Below are 26,538 nucleotides of genomic sequence, written 5' to 3' on the forward strand. Positions count from 1 at the left end.
GACTTAATCTAAAAGGAAAGAGTCCGGTACAGTACCGAACTCTTTCATATAATAATATTGTTTAATTTTGTCTAAACTTTTGGGTGCAGTCTATAAAAATTAAGGCTTTTTTATTTTTTTATAGTTTATTATCTAGGAAAGTATACAGCAAAAATCATGCTAGGGGTGTTTTTTATCAAATAAATTTATTAAATTCGTGGAATATGTTATGTTAAAACACAAATACAAATATGCTTAAACAACACTTACAACTCAAATTAGGACAGAAGCTTGCTCCTCAGCAGATCCAGCTGATGAAGCTTATACAGCTGCATACCCTGGAATTTGAAGAGGAGCTGGAAAGAGAGCTTGAAGAGAATCCTGCTTTGGAAATTGTAAAAGAAGATTCTAAAGAAGATGATTATTCTTCTCTGGAAGAAGCCTATCAGGATGAAGGTACGGAAAGCATTGAAACAGATTTTGATGTTAACGAGTATCTTTATGACGACGAACCCAGCTATAAAACAGCATCCAGCAACTATTCTCCGGATGACGAGGAATTTGATAACGAAAGCCTTCTGACAGAAGGACAATCGCTGTATGATTATCTGACGGAGCAGATTCATCTGATCAACATCAGTGAAGAAGATCTGAAAATTGCTGAATATATCATTGGAAACCTTGATACAGATGGATATCTGAGAAGAGAAATCAAATCTATTGTGGACGATCTTGCATTTTCACAGGGAATCTATACTACCAAAGAAAAAGTGGATGATATTCTGGAAAATTATGTTCAGAAACTGGATCCGCCAGGCGTTGGCGCACGCGGACTTCAGGAATGTCTTCTGCTTCAGATCGAAAAGAAAGTAAGCTCTGATAAAGCAGTTTCTTTAGCTGCCAATATTCTGAGACATCAGTTTGATGCCCTTACCAACAAGCACTATAATAAGATCATCCAGAAATATGATATTGAAGAAGAAGATCTTAAAGATGCCCTGGAGGAGATCTCCAAATTGTCTCCGAAAGTAGGCGGGAATTTTGATACCCAGACCATCACGATTAATCAGGAAATTATTCCGGATTTTGTGATCCAGGTGAAAGACGGCTTGGTTATCCCTATGCTGAACAGCAAAAATGCACCTACTTTAAGAGTTTCTGAAGAATACAAAGACATTCTGACGACTTATTCACACGATAAAAACTCTTCTGAGCACAAACAGGCGGCACTGTTTATCAAGCAAAAGCTTGATGCTGCCAAATGGTATATTGATGCGATTAATCAGCGTCAGAATACCCTTCTTCAGACGATTACAGCTATTGTAAAGTTCCAGAAGGACTATTTCATCACGGGTGATGAGAAATCTCTTAAACCAATGATCCTGAAAGATGTTGCAGACATTACCGGATTCGATATTTCTACCATTTCAAGAGTGGTAAAAAGCAAATATGCCGATACACCAAATGGAATTATTTATCTGAAAGACCTTTTCTCAGACAGCCTTACCAATGATGATGGTGAAGAAGTTTCTACCAAAGAAATTAAAACCCACCTTCAGGAGGTTATTGATAAAGAGAATAAGAGAAAACCGCTTACTGATGATGCGCTGGTAGTGATCCTTAAAGAACAGGGGTACAACATCGCCAGAAGAACCATCGCCAAATACCGTGAACAGCTCAATATTCCGGTAGCGAGATTAAGAAAAGAACTTTAAAATACATAAGGCTGTCCTCAAAAGACAGCCTTTATTATTGTACTCCGGGTTTATATCAATTTTACAGAGTAATAAAAAAATAATGTTCTGAATGTCGGTAAACTCAATGCCGCAATGTTTTTAATAGCTAACTGTTTTTAAGGCGCAAGAAAACCAAAGGTTTTCAACAGAATATACTACAGCAATCTGTGTAAATCTGAGCTATCTGTGGGAAACCCGTGCAATGAATTTTTAAAACCACAAAAGACACAAGAGAATTTAACACCTTAAATTTTTAAGTTTAAAGCTTCACGCATAGAAGTTCATAAAAGAATAAAAATCTACGATTTTTATTGGGTGAGAATAGATCTGTTCAACCCGCAAAATCTGTCATAAAAAACATCCAAAACAATCTCTTCTGAAAAATCTTTTAATGTATTCTGTAGAATTTATTCAATAGAGGCGGGCTAAAGCCCGCCTAAATAAAAAGACAATCCATTGGCTTTAGCCAAAACCTATAAAAAGTATCAGAATCAGAGAGAATTGCTGGGTATTACGACCGTTTAAAACCATCCAGTCCCAGTTCTTTCATCGAAATTTCCCGCATTTCAACTTTTCGTATTTTTCCGGAGATGGTCATCGGGAATTCATCCACAAATTTCCAGTATTTCGGGACTTTATAATGGGCAATTCTTCCTTTACAGTATTCCAGAAGTTCGGATTCGGTCACCTCAAAACCTTTTCTGATTTTGATCCACGCCATAACTTCTTCTCCGAATTTTTCACTGGGAACTCCAATGATTTGGACATCGAGGATATTGGGGTAGGTATATAAAAAGTCCTCAATTTCTTTAGGAGAAATATTTTCACCACCGCGGATAATCAGGTCTTTGATCCTTCCGGAAATGGTGATGTAGCCGTCATCATCCATTACAGCCATATCTCCGGTATGCATCCAGCGGGCATCATCCAGAACTTTTCGGGTATTTTCCGGATCATTCCAGTATTTCAGCATAACAGAATAGCCTCTGGTGCAGAGTTCTCCATGCTCGCCCCGGTTTAAAATCTTTCCGTTTTCATCAATGATCTTTATTTCGAGATGATCCTGAACGGTTCCTACCGTGCTTACCTGTTTTTCTAAAGGAGTACCAATCAGGGTTTGTGTAGAAACGGGTGAGGTTTCAGTCATTCCGTAGCAGATGCTCATTTCTTTAATATTCATCAGGCTTTCAACCTTTTTCATAATCTCCGGCGGACAGACTGAACCTGCCATAACTCCTGTTCTCAGACTTGAAAAATCATAGGTGTTAAAATCTTTTACAGCCAGTTCTGCAATAAACATGGTAGGAACTCCATAGAGAGAAGTGCATTTTTCATCGGAAACAGCTTTTAAAGTAAGGTCCGGGTCAAAACTGTCATTGGGAATCACCATACAGGCGCCATGGGCCGTACAGCAAATATTACCGATCACCATTCCGAAGCAGTGATAAAACGGAACAGGAATACAAACCCGGTCTTTTGATGAATATTTCAGACGAATACCAATAAAATAACCATTATTAAGAATATTATGATGGGAAAGCGTTACTCCTTTCGGAAAACCTGTCGTTCCGGAGGTATATTGGATATTGACAGGATCATCAAACTGTACATGTTCCTCAAAGCTGTGCAGGGTATCGTCTGAAGTATCCTGCCCGTTATTGAGAAAATCTTCCCAGTTATGATCGAAAAATATTTCGTGTTCCAGAGAAGGGCAGACTTCTTTGGCGTATTCCACCATTTCTTTATAATTACTGCTTTTAAAGCTTAATGAAGAAAAGATGAACCGTATCTCAGATTGGTTGATGACATAGGTCAACTCGTGCGTTCTATAGGCGGGATTAATATTCACGAGAATGGTTCCGATACGGGCAGTGGCATATTGTAGAAGCACCCATTCATAGCGGTTGGAAGACCAGATACCAATTCTGTCTCCGGCTTTTGCTCCCAAAAAGATCAGTGCTTTTGCAACAGCAGTGGTCTGATTATAAAATTCCTGATAAGTTGCTCTGTAATTCTGATGAACACAGACTAATGCTTCCTGGCGGGGATATTTTTCAACGGTGTTTTTAAGATTTCCTCCGATCGTTTGTCCCAATAGCGGAGTCTCAGAAGTCCCATAGACATAAGATAATGGCATAATTCAAGGTTTGGTGGAATAAAATTAATGAATAAATCCTGAATTATGAGCCTATACCAGTTAATTTTCCTGAGAATCTATTTCTTTAAGCTGTTTTAAATTTTTGTCGAGTTTCCGGATGATAATACCATAAACAAGTCTGTAATACAGCCAGATCAGCAGTATGCACAAAATCATACTGACAATGGTTCCTATAATAACAATCGCAAGGTTAGAATTGGAAGGCTGTATATTTTGGGAATTCAGAATATAAAAGATAAATGCCGAGAAAACCAGAGTAAAAGCTATAAGCAGAACAATACTGATCAGAATAAAAGCATTCACCGTATTTTTAAACTTGATAATTCGTGTAATCAACCCTTTAAGGTTTTCTTCTATTTTTATTTTACGGTAATTCTGGTAGAATTTGAAAACAAAATAAGCGGTGATCATGAGGCCTATGATTTTAATGGCTAAATAAGCAAAGTCGAAATTGTTTTCCAGTTCAGGAGATTCCTGTGCTCCCAGTTTTTCAAGAATTTTGCGGAAACTGTCAGATTCGTCCCCCTGGAAAAAATAAAATACTCCAAGTACAGAAAAGAATAAAAATTCAACAACACTGATCCAGAAAATATATTTCACATAATTACGTGATTTTCTGTTCAGCATCTGAAGGATTTCGGTGCTGTCATATTTCGGCTGAACAGGCTGCTCCTGCCATGTTTTCTTAAAGCTATCTAAATCAAAATCAGGCATATTTTTCCATCTGTTCTTTAAGGGTTTTCTTTAATCTGTTCATTTTCACACGGGCATTGACCTCGGTGATCCCAAGGTTTTCTGCAATATCCTTATAGGGCAGGTCGTCAAGATACATCATTACAATTGCTCTTTCTACATTCGGTAACGTTTTGATTACGGTGTACAGAAGCGAGATCTGCTGCTGTTTTTCATCATCATCTTCCACAAAATCTTTATGGTTAATGTCCAGTTCATTGGTAGGAAGACTTTTGCTTTTTTTCCGAAAAAGGGTAATGGCTGTATTAAGGGCTACACGGTACATCCATGTAGAAATTTTGGAGTTTCCTTTAAAGGAATCATAACTTCTCCAAAGCTGGAGAACAATTTCCTGAAAAAGATCTTCTTCATCTTCGAGAGAATTGGTGTACAAGCGCGAAACTTTAATAATCAGGCCCTGATTATCTTTAATAAGCTGCGCAAATTCTTTTTCTCTTGAACTCATAAATTTATAATGGCACGAAGATAATAATAATGCGGTAATTTATTAATTTGAAAATGGTTTAATTTGAAAATTTGAAAATTTTTGTTGAAATTCATAAAAATAATTAAAGAAACCTTTGAAATATCGTTCCTGTTTTTAATTTAATCTGAGTTTGGGTTAATGAAGTTAGATGGAAGCCGAAAGTTACTTTTGGTTATATCTATTGACAATCACTATAAAATTTTAATGTCATAAAAAGAATAAAAACAAATAAACAGTTATTCTTAATGACTTTTATAACTTCCCTATTCCGGCTCCCAGCTTCAAACCTTCTGATCATGAATTGAGAATAGTTTAATTTTCAAATCAGAGCATGGCTGTATTTTCAAATTATCCTGTATCTTTGCATTCGCGAGAAAATCGGCTTGTTGATTTCCCGTTTTACGGGAGGTAGGAAAGTCCGGACACCGTAGAGCAGCAAAGCGGATAACATCCGTCACCCGTGAGGGTAGGACAAGTGCAACAGAAAGCAGGTACAGTTCGGCTGTAGTGAAACCAGGTAAACTCTTTGTGGTGCAATGATAAGTATATCGGTTCTTTTCAGCAATGAAAATAGGGGCGGCTCGTCCTGAAAGCCGAGGGGTAATCAGCTCAAATTTTGCAGTAATGTAAAATGTAGATAAATAACAGGCACTTCTTCGGAAGTACAAAATCCGGCTTATAGATTTTCTCGTATTTTTCCTGGCCCATTTCCTTATAAAATGTCTTTTTTTTCAAACTTCCAGCTACTTGAAAAAGACCGGAACTGATTCCGGCCTTATAGATAATGATCTGCATTCTTTACGACCACAAATCATGAATGTAAGGTTTAAAGTGAATACAACTGTAGATAAGTAGTGCCGTTAATGGTAAAGATCTCTGCGAATTCGTTACCGGAAGGAGTGGTATACGTATCCATAGAATTAGGGTTACATGGGGTGATTAATGCTAAATTAGCATGGAACTCCAGTAATGAGGTACTGAATTTGGTAGCATACCATTGGGTGGTCGTAGAAATTGTACCTCCGGGTGCCAGATTTGGATCATCCCATGACATTACGGTGTGGTTCAAGGGATTCTGGTAAACTTCCCAGGTAGTTGTAGGATAGAGGGAATTTGTAAATTGAGATTGATAATCTTTATACATAAGTTCTTTTCCGTTTCCTGTATGGGAATCAGCAGGTATCTTAACGATATCTGTATTTCCAACCCTTGGATAGCATCCATTAGCAGCTGAGGTACTTCCTGCTATCAAAGTGCCGGAAAAATCATATTTCGAATAATTATTGATAATAAGTATTCCCTGTGAGTAAGCCAGTGAAGTCATTGCCAGCCCGGATAGTATTAAAACTTTCTTCATGAGTAAATCATTTTAGTAAAGCTGAATGTAAGTATAGAGTGTTACTCCGTCGTCTATGGTGAATATTTCTGCCATATTTCCTGAAGGAGTAGTGAAATTAGGTGTTGTATTATAACAGTTGCTGAAAATAGATACGGTACCTCCGAAGTTGTCAGGAGCATTGTTATGGGTTCCCGGATAATACATGGCAAACTTTGATGCAGCCCACTTTGTATTGTCGGAAATAAATCCTCCAAGACTTAAAGACGGATCATTCCATGGGATTGTAGTCGTATTGGTTGCTGATAACATAACAGACCAGGCAGCCATAGGATATAAAGAATTGTTAAACTGATCCTGATAATCATTATATCTCAGTTCATGTCCGTTGTACATATGAGAGTCGGCAGGAATTTTAACAAGGTCGGGATCAGCAGAAGTAACCAACGGATAGCAGCCTCCATCAGAATTACTGGCTATAATATATCCTTCAAAATCATACTTGGAATAATTGTTCAGGATGAGAGGGCCTTTCTGAGCAGATCCAAAAGAAAAAGCAGCAAGACTTAGTAATGCGAGTCCTTTTTTCATATCTATTATTTTTCAGATTTAATATTTTTACGGATTTCATCACTTTTCTTCATGTAGATCTGGGTAGCCCAGACAATGATCTGGCTCATATCACCGCCTGTTTTTCTCATCAGCTCGTTTTCAGTTACTCCGGTAGAAAGGATCAGCTCTTTGGAAGCGGGAACTAAAAGTGCTTTTCTTCGGTCGCTCAGTTCAGAGGTGTTTCTTCTTTTCTCCTCTTCCGTAGGTCTGTTTTGTGGATCTCCCAAACTTTTGAATGCTTTATCGAAGTTTTCCATTTGCGGAGTTTTCATGCTTTCCATCGTATTGGTAGCTGAGCCTTCGTTGTTACATGAGGTCAGTATTAAGGAGGCAAATGCTGCCAGCAGAAAATGTTTTTTCATAATTATTTTAGATTTATTTTTAATGTTGAAATAAGGCAGGAATACCTTATTTCAACATGGTTAAAAAGATTAATTTTCTAATAAAGACTGATATAGGTTATGTCTCCTATTCTGAACATTTCCGCATAATTTCCGGAAGGATAATCTATATACCACGGCATCAGGGGTTGGCACGGATTATTGGCAACACTTAAATTACCTATGAGACCAATCACATTGTTGTTGGTTCCCGGGTAAAATGTTTGAAATTTAATGGTGCTCCATCTGGTAGTGGTGGAAAGAGGTCCGGCAGGATCAAAGACAGGATCGTTCCAGGATACCCCCTGGCTTCCGTTTGTAGCGCTGAATGCATAATTCCAGGTCGCCATAGGATATAAGGAAGAATTGAACTGATCCCGATAATTCGTATATTCAAGCTGAAGCCCGTTACCCATATTGGCATTAGCCGGTACAGTAATATTATTACCTGCACGCGGAAAACAGCTGTTGCCCGCATTATTGGCGTTATCTGCCATAACAAGGCCACGAAGTTCATAGGGTGAGTAATTATTAACAATAAGTGTTCCCTGTGAAAAAGCAAACGAAGAGATAATGATGCCGGATAATGTTAGGATTTTCTTCATACTTTTTTATTTTATCATTGGGATTAATAAATCTGGAGGTAGGTTATATTGCCTGTTCCGGAGGTTATCGTGAACCACTCTGCAAAAGATGGCGTATTATACCCGCTTTGATTGGGCTGTAAAAACCCTCCTGAAAGTACCGGATCACCTACTTCAAAAGAATCTACAGATTGCCCGTTGCTATCCCTGAGACTAAAAGCATAACCTTCCCATTCATTAGTAGAATTAATTGCAGTAATAAGAGGGTGGTTGTAAGGGTAAGTGTTTGAATTGGCCGGGTTTAAAGGATCCACATAATTCCAATAAAGGATCGGGATGTTGGCTGTTCCGGTAGTATCGAAATGATCGTAGTAGCTGTCACCATTAATAGGAATGGTATAATTGGTAGAAGGGTAGGTACCAATGGCATACATATAAGGGGCGTAAGGAGTTGTACTTTTGGTCATCAGTCTGCCTACTGCAATATAATCAGGATTATAATTATTTACCTGTAAAGGAGTTGATTGTGCTGAAGCAGAGATTCCTGCTGCAATGCTAAGTATAATGGTTAATTTTTTCATAGAATTAAATATGTATTTTAGAGTTAAAATAGGGATGAGAGTAAGTATTACGGAGAAGCAGATGATTATTTCTCCGATTTGATATTCTTACGGATCTCATCACTTTTCTTCATATAGATCTGGGTAGCCCAGACAATGATCTGGCTCATATCACCGCCTGTTTTTCTCATCAGTTCGCTTTCAGTTACTCCGGTAGAAAGAATCAGCTCTTTGGAAGCGGGAACCAGAAGGGCTTTTCTTCTGTCGCTCAGTTCAGAGGTGTTTCTTTTTTTCTCCTCTTCAGTAGGTCTGTTTTGTGGATCACCCAAACTTTTGAATGCTTTGTCGAAGTTTTCCATTTGTGGCGTTTTCATACTTTCCACAGTGTTTACAGCAGAACTTTCGTTGTTACATGACAATAGAGTTAAAGCGGCAAATGCTGTCAGTAAAAAATGTTTTTTCATAATAATAGATTAAAATTTTTTTTAAGTTGGGAGTAGTGTTAGAAAAACTGAATGTAAGTGATTGTTGTTGCTCCGCTGGTTACGGTAAAAATATCCCCGGTGTTTCCTAAGGGAGTACTAATGCTGCTTGGAGCGTTATAGCAGCTGTTAGGAAGCACTAATGGACCATCGAAGCCGCCTGGAGCAAGATCATTGGTTCCTGCGTAAAACATTCTGAATTTTGTGCCAGACCACCTTGTATTAGCTGAAATAACTCCGGTAGGTAATAAAGATGGATGGTTCCAGGCTCTTGGAGTTACGGATGTGGCTGACAGGCTTACAGTCCAGGTTGTTGTAGGATATAAAGAGTTGGTAAATTGATCCCTATAATTGTCATAAACGAGTGCTTTCCCATTTCCCATATGAGAATCAGCCGGAATTACAATTTCATCAGGATCTCTGGTAGTAACATAAGGAGAACAGGTTGCTCCTGATTCATTACTGGCAAAAACAACCCCTTTAAAATCATATATAGAATAATTGTTGACGATAAGAGGGCCTTTTTGAGCATAGCCTAAAGAGCAGACAGCCAGACTTAATATGGCTAAAACTTTTTTCATGGTATTTTATTTTTCAGATTTTAAATTTTTACGGATCTCATCACTTTTCTTCATGTAGATCTGGGTAGCCCAGACAATGATCTGGCTCATATCACCACCTGTTTTTCTCATCAGTTCTGCTTCTGTTACTCCGGAAGAAAGAATCAGCTCTTTGGAGGCCGGAACTAAAAGTGCTTTTCTTCTGTCGCTCAGTTCAGAGGTGTTTCTTTTTTTCTCCTCTTCAGTAGGTCTGTTTTGAGGATCTCCAAGGCTTTTGAACGCTTTGTCGAAGTTTTCCATCTGTGGCGTTTTCATGCTTTCCATCGTATTGACGGCATTGCCTTCGTTGTTACACGAGATCAGTGTTAAAGTGGCAAAAGCTGCCAGTAAAAAATGTTTTTTCATAATAGATTTAAGTATAATTGTTTAAAACCTGATGAGATCAGTAAAGCTGAATATAAGTGGTTGTAACTTTGTCAACGGTGATGGTAAAGATTTCCGCACTGTTTCCATCAGGAGTGGTAATATTACTAGGAGCATCATAACAGCTGTTGGGAAGCACTAATGGACCGCCGAAGCCCCAGACACCGTCATTGGTTCCTGGATGAAACATTCCGAATTTGGTGCCTGACCATCTTGTGTTGGCTGAAATAACCCCGGTAGGCAGTAAAGACGGTGCGTTCCAAGGGCTTTGTGTTGAAGATGTATTCGAAAGGGTTACCCTCCAGATTCCAGTAGGATATAAAGAGTTGGTAAATTGATCTCTATAATTATCGTAGATGAGTGCTTTTCCATTTCCCATATGCGAGTCGGCCGGAATAATAATTTCGTCAGGACCTTGGGAAGTTATATAAGGATAGCAGTTTGTTCCGAGTTCATTACTGGCAAAAATAACTCCTCTAAACTCATAAACAGAATAATTGTTAAGGATAAGAGGTCCCTTCTGAGCATAACCTAAAGAGCAGGCCGCTAAACTTAATATGGCTAAAACTTTTTTCATGATTATTTATTTTTCGGATTTAATGTTCTTACGGATCTCCTCACTTTTCTTCATGTAGATCTGGGTAGCCCAGACAATGATCTGGCTCATATCGCCGCCTGTTTTTCTCATCAGTTCGGCTTCAGTTACTCCGGAAGAAAGAATCAGCTCTTTGGAGGCCGGAACCAGAAGGGCTTTTCTTCGGTCGCTCAGTTCAGAGGTGTTTCTTTTTTTCTCCTCTTCAGTAGGTCTGTTTTGTGGATCTCCCAGACTTTTGAACGCCTTGTCAAAGTTTTCCATCTGTGGCGTTTTCATGCTTTCCACTGTATTGGTTGTACTTCCTTCGTTATTACACGAGATGAGCGTTAAAGCAGCAAATGCCGTGAGTAAAAAATGTTTTTTCATAGTAATTAAGATGTAAGTATAATTGTTTAAAACCTGATGGCATCAGAAAAGCTGGATGTAAGTGATCGTATCCGTTCCACTGGTTATGCTAAATATTTCTGCGCCGTTTCCTGATGGGGTAGTAAAGTTGCTTGGTGCACTGTAACAGTTGTTAAATAGAGTAACTGCTCCGTTGAAGTTATCCGGAGCGAGGTCTGTGGTACCCGGATAATACATCACAAATTTAGTAGTGGCCCATTTAGTGTTGTTTGAAAGAACAAGGCCCGGTGCCATAGAAGGATTGTTCCATGCTCTCGGGGTGATACTTGAACTTCCGCTTGCCAAAGCTACTGACCATGTGGCCATAGGATATAAAGATGAAGTATATTGATCTCTGTAATTTTCGTAAACGAGAGCTTTACCATTCCCCATGTGGGAGTCATAAGGAACCCGGACCATTTCAGGGTTAGCTGAACTTATGTGAGGATAACAGTTTCCCGTGGTATTATTAGCGATGATATATCCATAAAAATCATACTTGGAATAGTTGTTGAGAATAAGAGTTCCTCCCTGTGCATAGCCTAAAGAAAAGGCTGCTAAACTTAGTAATGCTAAAACTTTTTTCATGGTATTTTATTTTTCAGATTTAATATTTTTACGGATTTCGTCACTTTTCTTCATGTAGATCTGGGTTGCCCAAACAATGATCTGGCTCATATCGCCGCCTGTTTTTCTCATCAGTTCGGCTTCAGTTACTCCGGAAGAAAGAATCAGCTCTTTGGAGGCCGGAACTAAAAGTGCTTTTCTTCTGTCGCTCAGTTCAGAGGTGTTTCTTTTTTTCTCCTCTTCAGTAGGTCTGTTTTGAGGATCTCCAAGGCTTTTGAACGCTTTGTCGAAGTTTTCCATCTGTGGCGTTTTCATGCTTTCCACCGTATTGACGGCATTGCCTTCGTTGTTACACGAGATCAGTGTTAAAATAGCAAAAGCTGCCATTAGAAAATGTTTCTTCATAATTATTTTTATTAAAATAGATTTTAGTTGGTTTAGAAAATTTGCAGATAAGTTGTGGGCCCGCTTGGGGTAGTAATCGTAAACCAGTCGGCACTTGAAATAGAACCCGTAATAGAGTTACTAAATGCCGGGTCAATAGTTGGATCTCCCAATTTATACTCATCACTGGCTCCGGTTGCAGGGTCCTGAATAACGAAATGAAAGCTTGCCCATTCATTGGCAGAATTCATTACCGTGGAAATAAACGGATGATTATAGGCGTAGCTTCCATTGTTGGCGGGATTGGTATAATCTGTAACATACCATTTGACAATAGGAAAAGTTGCTGTTCCCGTAGTACTGAATGAATTGTATTGGGTAAAACCTCCTGCAGGTACTGTATACATTCCGTAGGGTGCGTTGGGAGAAGCAAACATATAAGGCCCTGCTACACCACCGGCTGGTGCCGTCCGGAATCTGCCGGCAGCATCATAAGCACTATAGTTTTGTATGATGATAGGCGAGCTTTGGGCAAAAGTGAATACTCCTGCCGTTATCAATAAAATAAATGAAACTTTTTTCATAGTATTTCAATTAATTAATGACCAGATAAGTGTATACGGTTCCGTTGGACGTAACGGTAAACCAGGAAGCATCTCCCATTGGAAGAGCATCAATATATTCAGAAGCTGATAAGCAGGGATTATTCTTGTTACCAATATTTCCGTTAAAATAGGTTTCCGCATTAGAAGTTCCGGCGTGATACATCTGAAATTTGGAATGTGACCATTGGGTGTTTTTGGAAATAATGCTTCCAGGTACCATCGTTGGATGATTCCATGTACGAGGACCAAACAAACCCGAATTTACGCTGACAGACCACGTAGCTACTGTACTTAGAGATCCGTTATACTGGTCACGGAAATTATCATACTGTACCGTATTACCCGCCTGTACTATAACCTGCTCCGGATCTTGGGACATTACGAAAGGCAGACAGCCTCCCGCGAAATTATTGGCAATAATATTTCCGTGAAAATCATAATTTGTAGAAAGATTCTTAATAATAAGAGGACCTCCCTGAGAATATCCTAATGAAGAGATGGTTAAACCTAATAATGCTAATGTTTTTTTCATGAACTATTATTTTTCAGCTTTGATATTTTTACGGATCTCATCACTTTTCTTCATGTAGATCTGGGTGGCCCAAACAATGATCTGGCTCATATCGCCGCCTGTTTTTCTCATCAGTTCGGCTTCAGTTACTCCGGAAGAAAGAATCAGCTCTTTGGAAGCAGGCACCAGAAGTGCTTTTCTTCTGTCGCTCAGTTCAGAGGTGTTTCTTTTTTTCTCCTCTTCAGTAGGCCTGTTCTGTGGATCTCCCAAACTCTTGAATGCTTTGTCAAAGTTCTCCATTTGCGGAGTTTTCATGCTTTCTACTGTGTTTACAGCTGTACTTTCGTTGTTACATGAAGCCAGAATCAAAGCAGCAAAAGCCGCCATAAAAAAATGCTTTTTCATAATTACTTTTTATTAAAATAAGTCTTGAATATGTTTTGGAAATTGACATTAAAAAACCTTGGAAGTCTAAAATTTAAGCTTCCGTATAGATAGTGTTCAATTAAATAAACTGCTATAAAGCAGTTGTTCTTTTAAAAGATCTGCAGATAAGTGGTGGGGCCACTAGGCGTAGTAATCGTAAACCAGTCAGCACTGGAAAAAGTACCGGTCAGCGAATTACTGAATCCTGAATAAATCGTAGGATCTCCCAGCTCATAAATATCAGCAGCTCCGGTTACCGGATCGTGAAGCCAGAAATGGAAGCCCGCCCATTCATTCACAGAGTTCATTGTCGTTATAAACGGATGATTATAGTCATATCCTCCATTATTGGCTGGGTTGGTATAATCTGTAACGTACCATTTGACAATAGGGAACGTTGCTGTTCCCGTAGTACTGAAGGAGTCATATTGGGTAAAACCTCCGGCCGGAATCGTATAAGAACCATAGGGCGGATTAGGTGCCGCATACATCAGAGGTCCCGGAGCCCCTCCCGGCATTCCTGTCCGGAATCTGCCCACTGCATCTGAGACACTGTAATTCTGTATGATAATAGGTGAACTTTGAGCAAAAACAAGAGCTCCTGCTGCTACTGATAAAAGTAATGCTATTTTTTTCATAGATAATATGGGTTATTAGTTTTAGTTGATGAGCAGATATGTATAGACCGTACCTCCGGTAGTAATGGTAAACCACGATGCATCGCCCATTGGAAGTGCATTGATGTAATCTACATTATTGACACAAGGGTTGGCTGCATCTCCGATATTTCCGTAAAAATAAGTCTCCGGATCAAGTGTTCCGGCATGAAACATCTGAAACTTAGACATAGACCATTTCGTGTTGTTGGAAATAACTCCTCCCGGCACCAGGCTGGGATGGTTCCAGGGGCGTAAGCTAGGCGTACCTCCTGTCGCAAGAAGAACCGACCAGGTAGCCACAGAACTTTGAGATCCAGGAATATATTGGTCCCGGAAATTATCGTATTGTACCGTAGTCCCGGCTGGCACCCGTAACATGGTGGGATTGTTAGAGGCTACAACTGGGTTACAGCCTGCTCCTGCAAAATTATTGGCAAAAATGTTTCCCCGGTAATCATAATTCACAGACTGGTTCATGATGATGAGAGGACCTCCCTGTGCGTACATTAAAGAAACAGATAGAATTCCTAATAGTGATAAAAGCTTTTTCATGACTTATTTTTCAGATTTGATATTCTTACGGATCTCATCACTTTTTTTCATATAGATCTGGGTAGCCCAGACAATGATCTGGCTCATATCACCACCTGTTTTTCTCATGAGTTCGTTTTCAGTTACTCCGGTGGAAAGGATCAGTTCTTTAGAAGCCGGAACCAGAAGTGCTTTTCTTCTGTCGCTCAGTTCAGAGGTATTTCTTTTTTTCTCCTCTTCAGTAGGTCTGTTTTGGGGATCACCCAGGCTTTTGAAAGCTTTGTCGAAGTTTTCCATCTGCGGTGTTTTCATACTTTGTACAGTATTTGCAGAGGCATTTTCATTGTTACAGGAAACAAGACATATCACAGCGGCTGCTGATAATAATAATTTTTTCATAGTTAATAGTTAATAAGGTTTGGTGTTCTTAATTTTTGATAAAATTATAAAAAAAACTGACATGAACAATATATTATTCATGGAATAGGGATTTTTATATAAAATTTAACTATTTTATTTAACTATGAATTAGTATGTTACATTAGTAGATTATTCACTTTCAAGTGTTATTTTAGCTTGGTCTAACCCTGCTTTTTCTTTTTCATCCAGCTGAGGATACTTTAGATTCATCCTTTCCAGAGTATCAATAATGATCTGTATAGCGGCTACTCTTGCAAACCATTTATTGTCTGCAGGAAGCACATACCAGGGAGCATGGTCTTTTGAGGTTTCATTAATCGCCGTTTCGTAAGCTTCCATATATTGACTGAATAAAGCTCTTTCGGGAAGATCTCCCGTAGAAAATTTCCAGTTTTTCTCCTGCTCGTTGATTCTGTCCAGAAGCCTTTTCTTCTGCTCATCTTTAGAAACGTTTAAAAATATCTTGACAATCGTTGTTCCGTTTTGAGCCAGATGTTTTTCAAAATTCCGGATGCTTTCATATCTGTTTTCCCAGAACTGGTTGTCAAAATCTTTTACCGAAGACCAGGTTTTCTCACTGAGGTTATACTCAGGATGTACTTTACACACCAGAACACTTTCATAATGGGATCTGTTGAAGATTCCTATCATCCCTTTCTGAGGAAGAGCAAGATAATGCCTCCATAAAAAATCATGGGAATATTCTTTGGAACTTGGTGTTTTGAAGCTGGTAACATTACATCCCTGCGGATTTACTCCTCCGAAAACGTGCTCAATAAGGCTGTCTTTTCCGGCAGCATCCATAGCCTGAAGAACAACCAGAAGGGACTGGCTGCCATCAGCATATAGTTTTTCCTGAAGCTCACGAAGCTTTTCCTTTTCTTTGATCAGCAATTGTGCGCCTTCTTCTTTAGTGAGCTTTCCTTTATAGGCTGTTGATGTTTTTTTTATTGAGAATTTTCCATTTATCTGAAAATCGTCTGAGAAATTGGTGTCCATATTGTATTAAAGATTAAAAAGTGTCTTAAATTTCTTGTAGATCCGGATTTTTGAAACAGAATTCCGTATATCTTATGTCTACAGTACTATAAATGTAATAAAAAAACCGTCTCCAAATGAAGACGGTTCTTTTATTTTTTTAAGTAGAGATTACTTTGCAGCAGCTCTTTTTGCAAGTTTAGCAGCTTTTTTCTCAGCCTTAGCAGCAGCTTTCTGCTCTGCAGGTGTTAACGGCTTCGGTTCAGGAGCGTTTGGATCTACAGTCCCTTGAATGTGGATTACACTTCTGCTGTTAGCCGGGTCATTAGAAAATACTTCAATCATTTTATTGAAAGGTCCGTTTGATGCAGTATTGTATCCAACTTTGATTTTAGCAGATTTTCCTGGCATAATCGGGTCCTGGCTGAATTCAGGAGTTGTACATCCGCAAGAAGGTTTTACATTTGAAATGATCAGAGGTTTATCACCAGTGTTCGTTACTGTGAAGAATCTTGTCCCGTCAGCATTGGTTTTGATCGTTCCGTAATCAAAAACAGTTCTGTCAAATGTAATAGTCTGTGCAGATGCCAGAGCAAATGTCCCAAATAATGCAATTCCTGCAATTAATTTTTTCATATTCTTGAATGTTAATATGTTTGTTAGATAAATTTTGAGAAACAAAGTTAAAAATTATTTTAATTCATACTTAAAATTTTTTTTCTTTAGACTATTTTTGCAAATTGTAAATTAAAGAAATAGAATTTATGCAGATTTCAGAAAAGTACAATCCACAGGAAACAGAACAAAAGTGGTACAATTACTGGATGGAAAACAAGTACTTCCATTCAGAACCGAATGACAAGCCGCCGTATACTGTTGTAATTCCTCCGCCAAACGTAACGGGGATCTTACACATGGGGCATATGCTTAACAATACCATTCAGGATGTTCTGGTCCGTCGTGCAAGAATGCAGGGCTTTAATGCCTGCTGGATTCCGGGAACAGATCACGCTTCAATTGCTACTGAAGCTAAAGTTGTTGCTAAACTGAAGTCTGAAGGGGTCAATAAATCTGATATTACCCGTGAAGAATTCTTAAAACATGCCTGGGACTGGACCGATAAATACGGAGGGACAATTCTTGATCAATTGAAAAAATTAGGATGTTCATGCGACTGGGACAGAACCCGTTTCACCATGGAAGACAAGCTTTCACAGCAGGTAATCAAATCTTTTGTAGACCTTTATAATAAGGGATTGATCTACAGAGGTTACAGAATGGTAAACTGGGATCCTGAAGCTAAAACCAATATTTCAGATGAGGAAGTTATCTTTAAAGAACAGAATGGTAAGCTGTATTTCCTTAAATATAAAATCGAAGGTTCAGAAGAATTCCTTTCGGTAGCTACTACACGTCCTGAAACCATTTTCGGAGATACTGCCATATGTATCAATCCGAATGATGAAAGATATGCACATCTGAAAGGTAAAAATGTAATTGTACCAATCGTTAACAGAGTGATCCCGATTATTGAAGATGAATATGTAGATATTGAATTCGGAACAGGAGCATTGAAAATTACCCCTGCTCACGATACCAATGACTACGAAATCGGGCAGAAGCATAATCTTCCGATGATTGATGCTTTGGATGATGACGGAAACCTTAATGAGCACGGGCTTCATTACGCAGGTCAGAACAGATTTGAGGTAAGAAAGCAGATCGCCAAAGAATTGCAGGAAAAAGATCTTTTTCTGAAAGCTGAAGATTATGTAAATAAAGTAGGAACATCCGAAAGAACAGGGGCAGTTATTGAACCTAAAGTTTCTGTACAGTGGTTCCTGAAAATGTCTGAAATTGCCAAACCAGCTTTGGATGTAGTAATGGATGATGAGGTGAAATTTTATCCTGAGAAGTTTAAAAACACCTATAAACACTGGATGGAAAACATCCGCGACTGGAATATTTCCCGCCAGCTTTGGTGGGGGCAGCAGATTCCAGCCTATTATTATGGAACCGGAGATGAAGATTTTGTAGTTGCTGAAACAAAAGAAGATGCTTTAGAATTAGCAAAACAGAAAACCGGAAATCAAGAACTGGTTATAGAAAATCTTAGACAGGATGATGATGCATTGGATACCTGGTTTTCATCATGGCTATGGCCAATGTCTGTGTTTGACGGGCTGCTTGATCCTGAAAACAAGGATATCAATTATTATTATCCAACATCTGATCTGGTAACAGGTCCGGATATTATTTTCTTCTGGGTAGCCAGAATGATCATGGCCGGATTGGAGTACAGAAAAGAAGTTCCTTTTAAAAATGTATACTTCACAGGGATCGTAAGAGATAAACAGAGAAGAAAGATGTCTAAATCTTTAGGGAATTCTCCGGATCCTATTGATTTAATGGATAAATATGGTGCAGATGGAGTTCGTGTAGGAGTTTTATTGAGTTCTGCAGCCGGAAATGACCTTCTTTTTGATGAAGACCTGATGCTTCAGGGAAGAAACTTTATGACGAAGATTTGGAGTGCCTTCCGTTTGATCAATATGTGGAATCATGAAGATAAACCGGCTAATGATACAGAAAACCAGACCATCGAGTGGTTTGAGAATAAACTGAATAAAACCATTGCTGAAATTGATGATCAGTTCACAAAATTTAGAATTTCTGATGCTTTGCACCTGATCTATAAATTGATTTGGGACGATTTTTGCGGGTCATATCTTGAAGCCATTAAGCCTAACTATGGAGAAGGTATTTCTAAAGATGTTTATCATAAAACGGTTGCACTTTTTGAAGAATTAATGAAATTAGTTCATCCGTTTATGCCTTTCCAGTCAGAAGAAATCTGGCAGTTGATTTCAGAAAGAAGTACGGAAGAAGCATTAATCATTGCTCAGCAGAAAAAAGCAGGTGAATTTAATGAAGAGGTAATCCGAAAGTTTGAAATAGCAGAAGAATTGATCTCCGGGATTAGAAACTACCGTCAGACTAAAGGGATTTCTCCTAGAGAAGCCGCTGAAATTTATACCAATGCAACTGAATTTGCGAACGAAGCGGTGATCAGAAAACTGGCCAACGTTTCTGAAATTCATTTTGGAACAAAAACAGATAAACCAAGCTTTACATTCCTAGTAGGAGCTACAGAAGTTTCTATTCCTTTAAGTGAAAGCCTGGATTTAGGAGAAGAAAAAGAGAAAACAGAAGAAGAACTGAAATATCTTAAAGGCTTCCTGATCTCTGTAGAAAAGAAGCTTTCCAATGAAAAGTTTGTAGCCAACGCCAAACCGGAAGTGGTAGAAGTAGAACGTAAGAAGCAGAAAGATGCTCAGGATAAAATTGCTATTTTGGAAGAGAAACTGAAAAGTTTGTAACTTAGACAATAGCTTTATCAAAATGTCAGGCTGGGCACAAAACGTGTTCAGCCTGACAATTTAAAAAGAAGAATTAAAATGACACACATAGAAAATATAAAAAAGCTGTTCTCAAAAGAGTTTGTAGAAAGTCCTTTACTTGAAAGCTTTGAAGTCGGAAAGATCTACCTTTCCAGTGGGAAGCTGGTGGCTTGTGATCCTTTGATCACCAATGATATGCTGTCTTTCTCTACAGAATTTCCAAAAGGAAACTTCTCTGTTCTGCTGCATAAAGAAAGAGAAAGTAACTGTGTGGCATATGCTGAAATTATTTTCAGCACAGAAACCGTTACAGATTGGAAAATGGCGGTTACTGCAGGCCAGAATATCAAAGATCTTACAGATGAAGAAGTCTTCGGATATCCGGTAGAAAGCGGAATGGGATGCTTTATGGATGCAGATACCCAGAACAGCCTCAACGAACTGGAAAAAAGACTTTATCACAGCAAAGGTGTAGACTTCATGGGCATTTATGAAGAATTCTTCCATGAATATTTTTTCGATGAAAACGGAGCTATAGATCAGTATGCTTTTCTGAAACCTTCTGAAGATCATCCGGGAACTATTTTTGCATTTGAAACCGGATATGGAGAAGGATTTTACGCCAGCTATATTGCGTATGATAAGGAAGGAAAGCCAGTTAAGATAATTACAGAATTTATTGAAATAAGTTAATTAAATTAGCTATTTTTGAAACGATATTTCCGGAAGAAATTTTTATTAAATTAATGAAAAACACCAATGAATTTCTCATCTGAACAACCCAAAATTATTGTTGTAGGCAGTTCATCTATTGATCTGGTTTTAGAAACTGAAAAACTTCCCCAGCCGAATGAAACGGTTTTAGCCGTCAATTCAGACAGCTATTTCGGAGGCAAAGGAGCCAATCAGGCTGTTGGAACAGCAAGACTTGGAGCCAGTGTATACTTTGTTGGGTGTGTGGGAATGGATCCTCTGGGTCAGCAAATCATGAGAAACCTGGTGAGCGAAAATGTAAACGTAGGTTTTGTTCATGAAACAGATCGTGAAGCAACCGGAACAGCATATGTAACAACCAGTAATGGAAATGCAGCCATTGTGGTAGTACCCGCAGCCAACAACTGCTTGAGTATAGAACATATAGAAGAAGCAGACCGTTATTTCCATACGGCAGACCTCGTGCTTGTTCAGCTGGAAGTAGCGATGGAAGCAGTAGAATATACTGTAAAAAAAGCCAAAAAGTATGGCAAGAAAGTAGGGCTTTACGCTTCACCGGCGATGAAAATCAGTGATGAACTCATCGAAAATGCAGATTTTATTGTCGCTAAAAGCAGTGAGCTATATATTCTTTTTGGTGAAGAACAGCGGGAAGAAGTACTTAAGAAATATTTCAATAAGGTTTTTGTAAGAGATGATACCAATTCCACCATTTATTTTGATGGAACGGCAATGAAGTACTACAGGAACGATAAAGATGAGACCGTTTATAAAATGGGAATGGGAGATGCTTTTACCTCAGGATTTGCTATTGCACTCTGCCACGGGAATTCTATTGAAGAATGTGTAAAGTTCGGAAATGAAGTTTCATCAAGAGTTTCCAGAGGAAAAGGATCACAGACAGGACTGCCACAAATGTCAGATTTCTTTTAAAGCTATTTGCCACATATCGAAACTCTGAGATTTTGTATAAAATGATAAGTAAAATTTCCACTTTTATAGTGGATTTTTTCTTTTTACCTGTATGGAAAAACTTTTGCTTACTACAAAGGATCACATATCACTTACAGCACACCTTTTTCGGCCTGAAAAAAGTAATGGAAGCCTTCTTCTCATTAATTCGGCAACAGGGGTAAAGCAGCAGGTCTATTTTTCTTTTGCCCAGTACTTTTCAGAGCAGGGATTTACTGTAATTACCTATGACTACAGAGGAATAGGTCTTTCTAAACCTGCCGAAATGAAAGGATTCAAAGCTTCAATGCGAACCTGGGGATCAGTAGATTATAAAACATTGACGCAGTATATAAAAGCTAAGTTCCCGGAATATAAAAAATATTGTCTGGGGCATTCAGTAGGAGCATTGATTCTGGGAATGAATGAAGACTCAGTGATGTTTGATGAATTTATCTTTGTAGGTACACAAAACGCTTTTGTCGGAAATTTAAAAGGAAAGACCAAAATTGAAGCCTATCTGGGATTCGGGATTGCACAGCCTGTAACAACTAGGTTATTAGGATATTTTCCGGCACATTGGTTCGGACTGGGAGAAAGTCTCCCGAAAAATTGCGCATTTGACTGGAGAACCTTAATTTTAAACAAGAAATCAACCAACAGGCTGCTGGAGAAAATTGATGATCATTCTAAAAAATTAACCCAGAAAACATTCGTGATCCGTGCTGAAGATGATATATGGCTGACAGAAAAAGGCGTTCTGAGTCTTTTGAATGATACCTATCCTAATCTTAAGCCCACCTACCGACTGGTAAAAACTTCCGAATCTGATAAAAAAGAGATTGGGCATGTTAATTTTTTCAGAAGCTATAATCAAAAACTCTGGAGTATTATTTTAAACGAATTAAAGAACTCATGAAAAGCGTAATTGAAAACACGGTAGCATTTGTAAAAGAAAAACTGGAAGGTGCGGAAGCCGGACATGACTGGTATCACATTGAAAGAGTATGGAAGCTTTCAAAAAAAATTGCAGCAACAGAGGATTGTAATCATGATGTTGTAGAGCTGTCTGCATTGCTGCATGATATTGCAGATCCTAAATTTCACAACGGAGATGAAACCATAGCTCCGAAAATTTCGAGAGCATTTTTGGAAGAACAGAAGGTTCCGGAAGAAGTGATTGAACAGGTTTTGTTTATTATTAGGAATATTTCATTTAAAAACAGAGCTGAAATCCCTGCCAATCCGTCCATTGAACTTAAAATTGTTCAGGACGCAGACCGTATTGATGCAATAGGTGCTATTGGGATCGGAAGAACATTCAACTTCGGAGGGTATAAAAACAATCCGATGTATGATCCGGAAATTAAACCTGATCTTGGGATGACCAAAGACCAGTATAAAAAATCGAACGGAACTACCATCAATCATTTCTATGAGAAACTACTGCTTTTAAAAGATATGATGAATACCGAAACGGGTAAAAAACTGGCTCAGGAAAGACATGATTTTATGCAGGCGTTCCTGGATCAGTTCTACAAAGAATGGAATGTTGACTAATATAATATTTTAAATTAAGGCCGGAAGAGGGAAGGTACCATTTTTATTATCCGTCGTACTATAATTTTTCTAATGGTATAAGCCTGATAATGAATTTTCATTGGTTTTCAGGCTTCACAAAGCTTCCTTATATCCGGCCTTTATCTTCTGTTTTTACCAAACTCGGGTGAAATCAGTATCTTTGCAGTATGGAATTTATCATTTTTGTTATCTTTTGGGCTTGTGTGCTTTCTCTGGTTTTGTCTAAAGTAAAATCGGGGAGGATGGCAAAATGGGCAAAACTCTTTCGTATTCTTACGGTAGTCTTTTCTATTTCTATTTTTACCTATTGGTTTATTAAAAAAAGTGCTGTTGGGTTTGTTGATAATTCAGTAGGACTTCAGGTGATTAATAAACTTCCTCAAACGCTGGATTTTTATCTGATTAGTGTTGATCATGATGCCAATGGAGAATTACTTCCCAGACACATCGGTAAAATACGTCCGGAATATTACAGAATTGAATATCTGCAGATGAGTAAGTCTGATGAATACTGGATTGTAGGGTATCTGGGCAAAAAGAATATGGTCTATTTTTCCCAGCATTCTGTACCTAATAAAAATATGGATCAGATTGTGGAAGTGCAGAATTATATCAATCAAAGTGTAAAGCTCTCTGATATGGCAAAAAAGCAGGTAGATGCCTACAATTATGAAAATGCAAAATTGGGAATCTGGGTAAGCCTGGATTTTCTTCTTCTGTTTCTGAATTTAGTGCTGCTGCTGAGAAAAGATAAGCAATAAGTAATACATTTTCAGGTATATTACCTATTGCCTATTACTCATATTAAGGATAATCCAGAATAAGCATGACCTGTTCTTTGTGTTCTTCGGGGCAGCTTCTGATTAATTTATCTTTATTTTGCTTGCTGATCTGCTGAGGTTCCAGCCATTCCGTCTGGTGTGAATTTAAACTATGATTGTCGTAAACCCTTTTTATTTTATGATCTTCATAAAAAGTATATTCATCGCCCAACGAATCACTGACAATGCTGATTGTACAAATTTTTTTTTCCATGACATTTCGTATTTTAAAGTATACTCGCTCTATGGGAACATCGGTATACTCTAAAATACTAATTTTTTCAATATAAACCAGTGTTTTGAAAGATTTTATTTTCGGAAGCCTGTTTTATACTGAAATAATTTTTGTTCTGATTAAAAAAGACTGCCTGTACTTTCAACGGCCATATGAGGAATGTGAAGATCTGTTTTCCATGCTTCATTCATTTTCTTGATGAAGTAAGCAGAAAGCAATGGTGACGCTTTCTCAACATTCTGATGAACAAAAAAATACAGATTCTGAAGACCTTCTTTTTTCCATCGGGTTAAATGTTCCATCCAGTCATCCAGTCGGTTATAATCACTTTCGGCGTTGGCTCCCACATAACGGATGAAGGCGTTTGGGGTAGTCAGGCGCATGTGAAGCATATCTCTTCTTCCTGCAGTATCCACAATAATATTGGTGATGTTATGAGCCTCAAACAGCTCGCAGGTTGTATTCAGAATTTCTTCATTAGTAAACCATTCGGTATTCCGGAGCTCAATTGCCAAGGGAACTTCTTTAGGCCAGTCTTTTACAAACTTTTCAAGTCTGTCATAGTCTTTTGGCTTGAAATTATCATGAAGCTGAAGGAAAGCCATACCCAGTTTTTCATCGAAATTCATAACAGCCTGGGCAAAATGAGTTACCGGTTCAGTTACATCAATTAGTCTTCTGAAATGAGATACGGTATTGGTTATTTTAGGGAAAAATTTAAAATTTTCGGGGGTTTTTTCTTTCCATGTCATTACCTGTTCAGGTGTAGGCATCCCATAGAATGTTGCATTCAGCTCAATAGAATTAAACTGAGTGGCATAATAAGTCAGTTCGTCTTTAGTTCCTTTAGGGTAAAATCCTTTCAGATCGGTTTTATTCCATTTAGCACATCCAATGGAAATAGTATCCAGTCCTTTTTTGTTCTGGCTTAAAATATCTTTTGTGCGCGGGTGGTCTTTTGGTAGTGTGAAATCTATTTTTGAAGGATCCTCTACTTGTCCGAATTTCATATTAATTTATTTTATTGTTTAAAATTAGACAATTTTTTGCTGATTGATGTCTTCAAACTAATAAAATCATTGGGGCAGCTTATCAGGTTATTAAGTTTTTTAAGCGGTTATTAAAAATAAAAGCTGCAAACAAAACGTGCAGCTTTTTATGATGAATTTGTGTTTTACTTGATACCCTGTGTTACCATTTTGTTGGAAACAACAGCATAGATACATCCTGAGGTTTTCAAATTAACCGTAATGGTTGCGGGAACGGATCTGTATGCAGTATCTCCATAAGGTTCAACGATTTTTCCGTTGCTGTCTTTTAAAGTTTTTCCTTTGATGGTATAAGTCATTGTAGTTGTTCCGGTAAACCCGCTGGAAGGGCTGAACGTGACAATACCTGTAGATTTATTATAGCTCCATGTTCCCTGTGCTGTTATTTTTTTACGGTACAGAGTAAGATCTGTATCATTATTTTTAGTAAAACTAAAGGTTGAATAGTCAATATTATCTTTGCTTCCTACTGGCGGTGTTACAATGCTGATCGGGCCTTTATATGCTATATCATTATTGAATACCGGAATAGAGACGGGTTGAAATTTACATGTTGAAGCAACATCATCATTAGCTACTGCAGAATAGGGAAGTGTAAGTTTTACATTTCGGATAATATGCTGCTGATAAGCGGCTCCTGTAGCTGCAGCAAAACCTAATTTCAGAAAAGAAGGAACGGTTGCATTCAGGGTCTGGTTTGTTGCGGTTCCTTCAGTATCAGAATTGTTAAAATCACTTGTCTGCGGATTAGCATTTTCAGTGTAAGGTACTGAAGTTGGATAATGATAATAATTGATCACATTAACCGGTGTTCCGTTTTGTAAGGTCTGTATATCCACTTTGATATCAAATCCGTCGGTTGTGGTAGGACTGGTAAAATGCGGGATCAGATCAAGATATACTTTCCTGAATTCGCCACTGTTATTTCTGAGATCAAATACAGAGGAAAGCGTATTGGTGGATGCTGCGTAACTTCTGTTGGTTTGTAATATTCTGCCAACAGTTCCGGAATTGCTTAAGGTGGTACGGGTTGTCAGAACCGGATAACCTGTATATCCGTCTCCTAAACCTGTTGTATTGATGGCTGCACCCTTGGCTCCTCTTAATGTTACATGGCTCCCTCCCTGGCTCCATGTGACTCCCGAAATACCATTTACCCTGGATTCTCCCTGGAACCGTTTTGCTTTAAAATTTCCGAATTCATCCAAAGCAATACCCAAATAAGCTCCGGTAAGTCCGGCTTTACGTTGGGAGGCATACGTGTCTTTTGCTCTGTTATAAGCATATCCAAGTCCTGCACCCGGTGATCCGATAACCGGATTAGTCACAGAACCGTCATACAGAAAGAATGAAAGTCCGTCTCCATAGGCTCCGCTTAGGGGTGCCCCATTTTTCATATCATACTCAAATTCAACATGCAGCCCATTAACTGAAGTGAATGTTCTTCCATTGATAAATAATCCTCCGAATTGCCCTGTGCTGGCTGGGGTAAGCTGTACTCCTGTTGAAGTATGCGTTGCATTTCCCTGGATGCTGAGTTCAGATGCTGAAGAAGCATTCATCAATGAACTTGAATACGAATAAAATCCGTAAATACTGGCTACTTCTGTACTGTCTGTCTGTGCGTAGGCGAAATGAGCGAGCAGGCTGAATAACAGACACATCAATGATGGTCTTTTAAAAATCTTTTCCATGAC

The 26,538-nt window shown here is 38.4% G+C and carries 33 protein-coding genes and 1 other RNA gene; 8 read left to right on the forward strand and 26 right to left on the reverse strand.

Annotated elements, in window-relative coordinates:
- Nucleotides 1-230 precede the first annotated feature (230 nt).
- A complete protein-coding gene (gene rpoN / locus J2Y40_RS21090) occupies nt 231-1,694 on the forward strand; it encodes an RNA polymerase factor sigma-54 (protein WP_153395074.1) in 1,464 nt (487 codons plus the stop codon).
- A 532-nt stretch (nt 1,695-2,226) separates the two neighbouring features.
- On the opposite strand, the gene J2Y40_RS21095 is transcribed toward rpoN, so the two are convergent.
- The 3 genes from J2Y40_RS21095 to J2Y40_RS21105 are packed head-to-tail and all read right to left on the reverse strand — an operon-like array spanning nt 2,227 to nt 5,071.
- Entirely contained in the window at nt 2,227-3,852 is a 1,626-nt protein-coding gene (locus tag J2Y40_RS21095) for an AMP-binding protein (RefSeq protein WP_310001195.1), read from the reverse strand.
- A gap of 60 nt (nt 3,853-3,912) precedes the next feature.
- Entirely contained in the window at nt 3,913-4,587 is a 675-nt protein-coding gene (locus J2Y40_RS21100) for a beta-carotene 15,15'-monooxygenase (RefSeq protein ID WP_153395070.1), read from the reverse strand.
- A complete protein-coding gene (locus J2Y40_RS21105) occupies nt 4,580-5,071 on the reverse strand; it encodes an RNA polymerase sigma factor (RefSeq protein WP_062702945.1) in 492 nt (163 codons plus the stop codon). The genes J2Y40_RS21100 and J2Y40_RS21105 overlap by 8 nt, the downstream gene beginning before the upstream one ends.
- A gap of 391 nt (nt 5,072-5,462) precedes the next feature.
- Here J2Y40_RS21105 and rnpB point away from each other — a divergent pair.
- Nucleotides 5,463-5,787, forward strand: an RNA gene (rnpB, locus tag J2Y40_RS21110) — RNase P RNA component class A.
- A gap of 131 nt (nt 5,788-5,918) precedes the next feature.
- On the opposite strand, the gene J2Y40_RS21115 is transcribed toward rnpB, so the two are convergent.
- From J2Y40_RS21115 to J2Y40_RS21210, 20 genes are all read right to left on the reverse strand, one after another.
- Nucleotides 5,919-6,449, reverse strand: a complete 531-nt coding sequence (locus J2Y40_RS21115) for a hypothetical protein (protein WP_310001199.1) — start codon at nt 6,447-6,449, stop codon at nt 5,919-5,921.
- 12 nt (nt 6,450-6,461) lie between these two features.
- On the reverse strand, nt 6,462-7,019 hold the full coding sequence (locus J2Y40_RS21120; RefSeq protein ID WP_153395066.1) for a hypothetical protein: 558 nt from the start codon (nt 7,017-7,019) through the stop codon (nt 6,462-6,464).
- 5 nt (nt 7,020-7,024) lie between these two features.
- Nucleotides 7,025-7,402, reverse strand: a complete 378-nt coding sequence (locus tag J2Y40_RS21125) for a hypothetical protein (protein ID WP_153395064.1) — start codon at nt 7,400-7,402, stop codon at nt 7,025-7,027.
- 77 nt (nt 7,403-7,479) lie between these two features.
- A complete protein-coding gene (locus tag J2Y40_RS21130; protein WP_153395062.1) occupies nt 7,480-8,025 on the reverse strand; it encodes a hypothetical protein in 546 nt (181 codons plus the stop codon).
- Between the two features lie 23 nt (nt 8,026-8,048).
- Nucleotides 8,049-8,585 (reverse strand): hypothetical protein, encoded by a 537-nt coding sequence (locus tag J2Y40_RS21135; protein ID WP_153395060.1) that lies wholly within the window; start codon nt 8,583-8,585, stop codon nt 8,049-8,051.
- Nucleotides 8,586-8,650: 65 nt separating this feature from the next.
- A complete protein-coding gene (locus tag J2Y40_RS21140; RefSeq protein WP_153395058.1) occupies nt 8,651-9,028 on the reverse strand; it encodes a hypothetical protein in 378 nt (125 codons plus the stop codon).
- A gap of 38 nt (nt 9,029-9,066) precedes the next feature.
- Nucleotides 9,067-9,627 carry a hypothetical protein gene (locus J2Y40_RS21145; RefSeq protein WP_153395050.1) on the reverse strand — a complete coding sequence of 187 codons (561 nt, stop codon included), beginning with the start codon at nt 9,625-9,627 and terminating at the stop codon, nt 9,067-9,069.
- A gap of 6 nt (nt 9,628-9,633) precedes the next feature.
- Nucleotides 9,634-10,011: a hypothetical protein gene (locus tag J2Y40_RS21150; RefSeq protein ID WP_310001204.1), complete on the reverse strand. Its 378-nt coding sequence runs from the start codon at nt 10,009-10,011 to the stop codon at nt 9,634-9,636.
- 37 nt (nt 10,012-10,048) lie between these two features.
- Nucleotides 10,049-10,606, reverse strand: a complete 558-nt coding sequence (locus J2Y40_RS21155) for a hypothetical protein (protein ID WP_310001207.1) — start codon at nt 10,604-10,606, stop codon at nt 10,049-10,051.
- Nucleotides 10,607-10,612: 6 nt separating this feature from the next.
- Nucleotides 10,613-10,990, reverse strand: a complete 378-nt coding sequence (locus J2Y40_RS21160; protein WP_153395044.1) for a hypothetical protein — start codon at nt 10,988-10,990, stop codon at nt 10,613-10,615.
- Between the two features lie 42 nt (nt 10,991-11,032).
- Nucleotides 11,033-11,596, reverse strand: coding sequence for a hypothetical protein (locus J2Y40_RS21165; RefSeq protein WP_153395042.1), 564 nt, complete (start codon nt 11,594-11,596; stop codon nt 11,033-11,035).
- A gap of 6 nt (nt 11,597-11,602) precedes the next feature.
- A complete protein-coding gene (locus tag J2Y40_RS21170) occupies nt 11,603-11,980 on the reverse strand; it encodes a hypothetical protein (protein WP_310001210.1) in 378 nt (125 codons plus the stop codon).
- Between the two features lie 32 nt (nt 11,981-12,012).
- A complete protein-coding gene (locus J2Y40_RS21175) occupies nt 12,013-12,543 on the reverse strand; it encodes a hypothetical protein (RefSeq protein ID WP_153395038.1) in 531 nt (176 codons plus the stop codon).
- A 10-nt stretch (nt 12,544-12,553) separates the two neighbouring features.
- Complete coding sequence (locus J2Y40_RS21180) at nt 12,554-13,096, reverse strand: hypothetical protein (protein WP_153395037.1); 543 nt, start codon at nt 13,094-13,096, stop codon at nt 12,554-12,556.
- A gap of 6 nt (nt 13,097-13,102) precedes the next feature.
- Complete coding sequence (locus tag J2Y40_RS21185) at nt 13,103-13,480, reverse strand: hypothetical protein (protein ID WP_153395035.1); 378 nt, start codon at nt 13,478-13,480, stop codon at nt 13,103-13,105.
- 131 nt (nt 13,481-13,611) lie between these two features.
- Nucleotides 13,612-14,139, reverse strand: coding sequence for a hypothetical protein (locus J2Y40_RS21190; RefSeq protein WP_153395033.1), 528 nt, complete (start codon nt 14,137-14,139; stop codon nt 13,612-13,614).
- 21 nt (nt 14,140-14,160) lie between these two features.
- On the reverse strand, nt 14,161-14,712 hold the full coding sequence (locus J2Y40_RS21195) for a hypothetical protein (RefSeq protein WP_153395031.1): 552 nt from the start codon (nt 14,710-14,712) through the stop codon (nt 14,161-14,163).
- A gap of 3 nt (nt 14,713-14,715) precedes the next feature.
- On the reverse strand, nt 14,716-15,090 hold the full coding sequence (locus J2Y40_RS21200; RefSeq protein ID WP_153395029.1) for a hypothetical protein: 375 nt from the start codon (nt 15,088-15,090) through the stop codon (nt 14,716-14,718).
- Between the two features lie 150 nt (nt 15,091-15,240).
- Complete coding sequence (locus J2Y40_RS21205; protein ID WP_310001213.1) at nt 15,241-16,110, reverse strand: polyphosphate kinase 2 family protein; 870 nt, start codon at nt 16,108-16,110, stop codon at nt 15,241-15,243.
- Nucleotides 16,111-16,260: 150 nt separating this feature from the next.
- Nucleotides 16,261-16,725, reverse strand: coding sequence for a DUF1573 domain-containing protein (locus J2Y40_RS21210; RefSeq protein ID WP_153395025.1), 465 nt, complete (start codon nt 16,723-16,725; stop codon nt 16,261-16,263).
- Nucleotides 16,726-16,853: 128 nt separating this feature from the next.
- Here J2Y40_RS21210 and J2Y40_RS21215 point away from each other — a divergent pair, with 128 nt between their 5' ends.
- The 6 genes from J2Y40_RS21215 (at nt 16,854) to J2Y40_RS21240 (ending at nt 23,497) form a co-directional block, all read left to right on the forward strand.
- The gene (locus tag J2Y40_RS21215) at nt 16,854-19,469 is read left to right on the forward strand and encodes a valine--tRNA ligase (protein WP_310001215.1); all 2,616 of its coding nucleotides are present in this window, start codon (nt 16,854-16,856) and stop codon (nt 19,467-19,469) included.
- Between the two features lie 78 nt (nt 19,470-19,547).
- The gene (locus tag J2Y40_RS21220; protein WP_153395021.1) at nt 19,548-20,183 is read left to right on the forward strand and encodes a DUF4241 domain-containing protein; all 636 of its coding nucleotides are present in this window, start codon (nt 19,548-19,550) and stop codon (nt 20,181-20,183) included.
- Nucleotides 20,184-20,249: 66 nt separating this feature from the next.
- Nucleotides 20,250-21,137 carry a PfkB family carbohydrate kinase gene (locus tag J2Y40_RS21225; protein ID WP_153395019.1) on the forward strand — a complete coding sequence of 296 codons (888 nt, stop codon included), beginning with the start codon at nt 20,250-20,252 and terminating at the stop codon, nt 21,135-21,137.
- A gap of 91 nt (nt 21,138-21,228) precedes the next feature.
- Nucleotides 21,229-22,074 carry an alpha/beta fold hydrolase gene (locus J2Y40_RS21230; protein ID WP_153395017.1) on the forward strand — a complete coding sequence of 282 codons (846 nt, stop codon included), beginning with the start codon at nt 21,229-21,231 and terminating at the stop codon, nt 22,072-22,074.
- Nucleotides 22,071-22,715: an HD domain-containing protein gene (locus tag J2Y40_RS21235; RefSeq protein WP_310001218.1), complete on the forward strand. Its 645-nt coding sequence runs from the start codon at nt 22,071-22,073 to the stop codon at nt 22,713-22,715. The genes J2Y40_RS21230 and J2Y40_RS21235 overlap by 4 nt, the downstream gene beginning before the upstream one ends.
- A 263-nt stretch (nt 22,716-22,978) precedes the next feature.
- Nucleotides 22,979-23,497, forward strand: coding sequence for a hypothetical protein (locus J2Y40_RS21240; RefSeq protein WP_231128666.1), 519 nt, complete (start codon nt 22,979-22,981; stop codon nt 23,495-23,497).
- A gap of 43 nt (nt 23,498-23,540) precedes the next feature.
- Here J2Y40_RS21240 and J2Y40_RS21245 read toward each other — a convergent pair whose 3' ends face one another.
- The 3 genes from J2Y40_RS21245 to J2Y40_RS21255 all read right to left on the reverse strand — a co-directional run bounded on the left by J2Y40_RS21245 (nt 23,541) and on the right by J2Y40_RS21255 (nt 26,535).
- Entirely contained in the window at nt 23,541-23,771 is a 231-nt protein-coding gene (locus J2Y40_RS21245; RefSeq protein WP_153395011.1) for a hypothetical protein, read from the reverse strand.
- A 140-nt stretch (nt 23,772-23,911) separates the two neighbouring features.
- Nucleotides 23,912-24,802 carry a DUF72 domain-containing protein gene (locus tag J2Y40_RS21250; protein ID WP_153395009.1) on the reverse strand — a complete coding sequence of 297 codons (891 nt, stop codon included), beginning with the start codon at nt 24,800-24,802 and terminating at the stop codon, nt 23,912-23,914.
- Nucleotides 24,803-24,966: 164 nt separating this feature from the next.
- Nucleotides 24,967-26,535, reverse strand: a complete 1,569-nt coding sequence (locus J2Y40_RS21255) for a hypothetical protein (protein WP_153395007.1) — start codon at nt 26,533-26,535, stop codon at nt 24,967-24,969.
- Between the last annotated feature and the right edge of the window lie 3 nt (nt 26,536-26,538).

Origin of the sequence: Chryseobacterium sp. 2987, assembly GCF_031456375.1 — a bacterium.
Classification (GTDB): domain Bacteria; phylum Bacteroidota; class Bacteroidia; order Flavobacteriales; family Weeksellaceae; genus Chryseobacterium; species Chryseobacterium vaccae.

What these genes read in the sequence shown, in the direction of transcription:
- rpoN (WP_153395074.1), top strand. Translation starts at nt 231, where the DNA reads ATGCTTAAACAACACTTACAACTCAAATTAGGACAGAAGCTTGCTCCT.
- J2Y40_RS21095 (WP_310001195.1), bottom strand. Translation starts at nt 3,852, where the DNA reads ATGCCATTATCTTATGTCTATGGGACTTCTGAGACTCCGCTATTGGGA.
- J2Y40_RS21100 (WP_153395070.1), bottom strand. Translation starts at nt 4,587, where the DNA reads ATGCCTGATTTTGATTTAGATAGCTTTAAGAAAACATGGCAGGAGCAG.
- J2Y40_RS21105 (WP_062702945.1), bottom strand. Translation starts at nt 5,071, where the DNA reads ATGAGTTCAAGAGAAAAAGAATTTGCGCAGCTTATTAAAGATAATCAG.
- J2Y40_RS21115 (WP_310001199.1), bottom strand. Translation starts at nt 6,449, where the DNA reads ATGAAGAAAGTTTTAATACTATCCGGGCTGGCAATGACTTCACTGGCT.
- J2Y40_RS21120 (WP_153395066.1), bottom strand. Translation starts at nt 7,019, where the DNA reads ATGAAAAAAGGACTCGCATTACTAAGTCTTGCTGCTTTTTCTTTTGGA.
- J2Y40_RS21125 (WP_153395064.1), bottom strand. Translation starts at nt 7,402, where the DNA reads ATGAAAAAACATTTTCTGCTGGCAGCATTTGCCTCCTTAATACTGACC.
- J2Y40_RS21130 (WP_153395062.1), bottom strand. Translation starts at nt 8,025, where the DNA reads ATGAAGAAAATCCTAACATTATCCGGCATCATTATCTCTTCGTTTGCT.
- J2Y40_RS21135 (WP_153395060.1), bottom strand. Translation starts at nt 8,585, where the DNA reads ATGAAAAAATTAACCATTATACTTAGCATTGCAGCAGGAATCTCTGCT.
- J2Y40_RS21140 (WP_153395058.1), bottom strand. Translation starts at nt 9,028, where the DNA reads ATGAAAAAACATTTTTTACTGACAGCATTTGCCGCTTTAACTCTATTG.
- J2Y40_RS21145 (WP_153395050.1), bottom strand. Translation starts at nt 9,627, where the DNA reads ATGAAAAAAGTTTTAGCCATATTAAGTCTGGCTGTCTGCTCTTTAGGC.
- J2Y40_RS21150 (WP_310001204.1), bottom strand. Translation starts at nt 10,011, where the DNA reads ATGAAAAAACATTTTTTACTGGCAGCTTTTGCCACTTTAACACTGATC.
- J2Y40_RS21155 (WP_310001207.1), bottom strand. Translation starts at nt 10,606, where the DNA reads ATGAAAAAAGTTTTAGCCATATTAAGTTTAGCGGCCTGCTCTTTAGGT.
- J2Y40_RS21160 (WP_153395044.1), bottom strand. Translation starts at nt 10,990, where the DNA reads ATGAAAAAACATTTTTTACTCACGGCATTTGCTGCTTTAACGCTCATC.
- J2Y40_RS21165 (WP_153395042.1), bottom strand. Translation starts at nt 11,596, where the DNA reads ATGAAAAAAGTTTTAGCATTACTAAGTTTAGCAGCCTTTTCTTTAGGC.
- J2Y40_RS21170 (WP_310001210.1), bottom strand. Translation starts at nt 11,980, where the DNA reads ATGAAGAAACATTTTCTAATGGCAGCTTTTGCTATTTTAACACTGATC.
- J2Y40_RS21175 (WP_153395038.1), bottom strand. Translation starts at nt 12,543, where the DNA reads ATGAAAAAAGTTTCATTTATTTTATTGATAACGGCAGGAGTATTCACT.
- J2Y40_RS21180 (WP_153395037.1), bottom strand. Translation starts at nt 13,096, where the DNA reads ATGAAAAAAACATTAGCATTATTAGGTTTAACCATCTCTTCATTAGGA.
- J2Y40_RS21185 (WP_153395035.1), bottom strand. Translation starts at nt 13,480, where the DNA reads ATGAAAAAGCATTTTTTTATGGCGGCTTTTGCTGCTTTGATTCTGGCT.
- J2Y40_RS21190 (WP_153395033.1), bottom strand. Translation starts at nt 14,139, where the DNA reads ATGAAAAAAATAGCATTACTTTTATCAGTAGCAGCAGGAGCTCTTGTT.
- J2Y40_RS21195 (WP_153395031.1), bottom strand. Translation starts at nt 14,712, where the DNA reads ATGAAAAAGCTTTTATCACTATTAGGAATTCTATCTGTTTCTTTAATG.
- J2Y40_RS21200 (WP_153395029.1), bottom strand. Translation starts at nt 15,090, where the DNA reads ATGAAAAAATTATTATTATCAGCAGCCGCTGTGATATGTCTTGTTTCC.
- J2Y40_RS21205 (WP_310001213.1), bottom strand. Translation starts at nt 16,110, where the DNA reads ATGGACACCAATTTCTCAGACGATTTTCAGATAAATGGAAAATTCTCA.
- J2Y40_RS21210 (WP_153395025.1), bottom strand. Translation starts at nt 16,725, where the DNA reads ATGAAAAAATTAATTGCAGGAATTGCATTATTTGGGACATTTGCTCTG.
- J2Y40_RS21215 (WP_310001215.1), top strand. Translation starts at nt 16,854, where the DNA reads ATGCAGATTTCAGAAAAGTACAATCCACAGGAAACAGAACAAAAGTGG.
- J2Y40_RS21220 (WP_153395021.1), top strand. Translation starts at nt 19,548, where the DNA reads ATGACACACATAGAAAATATAAAAAAGCTGTTCTCAAAAGAGTTTGTA.
- J2Y40_RS21225 (WP_153395019.1), top strand. Translation starts at nt 20,250, where the DNA reads ATGAATTTCTCATCTGAACAACCCAAAATTATTGTTGTAGGCAGTTCA.
- J2Y40_RS21230 (WP_153395017.1), top strand. Translation starts at nt 21,229, where the DNA reads ATGGAAAAACTTTTGCTTACTACAAAGGATCACATATCACTTACAGCA.
- J2Y40_RS21235 (WP_310001218.1), top strand. Translation starts at nt 22,071, where the DNA reads ATGAAAAGCGTAATTGAAAACACGGTAGCATTTGTAAAAGAAAAACTG.
- J2Y40_RS21240 (WP_231128666.1), top strand. Translation starts at nt 22,979, where the DNA reads ATGGCAAAATGGGCAAAACTCTTTCGTATTCTTACGGTAGTCTTTTCT.
- J2Y40_RS21245 (WP_153395011.1), bottom strand. Translation starts at nt 23,771, where the DNA reads ATGGAAAAAAAAATTTGTACAATCAGCATTGTCAGTGATTCGTTGGGC.
- J2Y40_RS21250 (WP_153395009.1), bottom strand. Translation starts at nt 24,802, where the DNA reads ATGAAATTCGGACAAGTAGAGGATCCTTCAAAAATAGATTTCACACTA.
- J2Y40_RS21255 (WP_153395007.1), bottom strand. Translation starts at nt 26,535, where the DNA reads ATGGAAAAGATTTTTAAAAGACCATCATTGATGTGTCTGTTATTCAGC.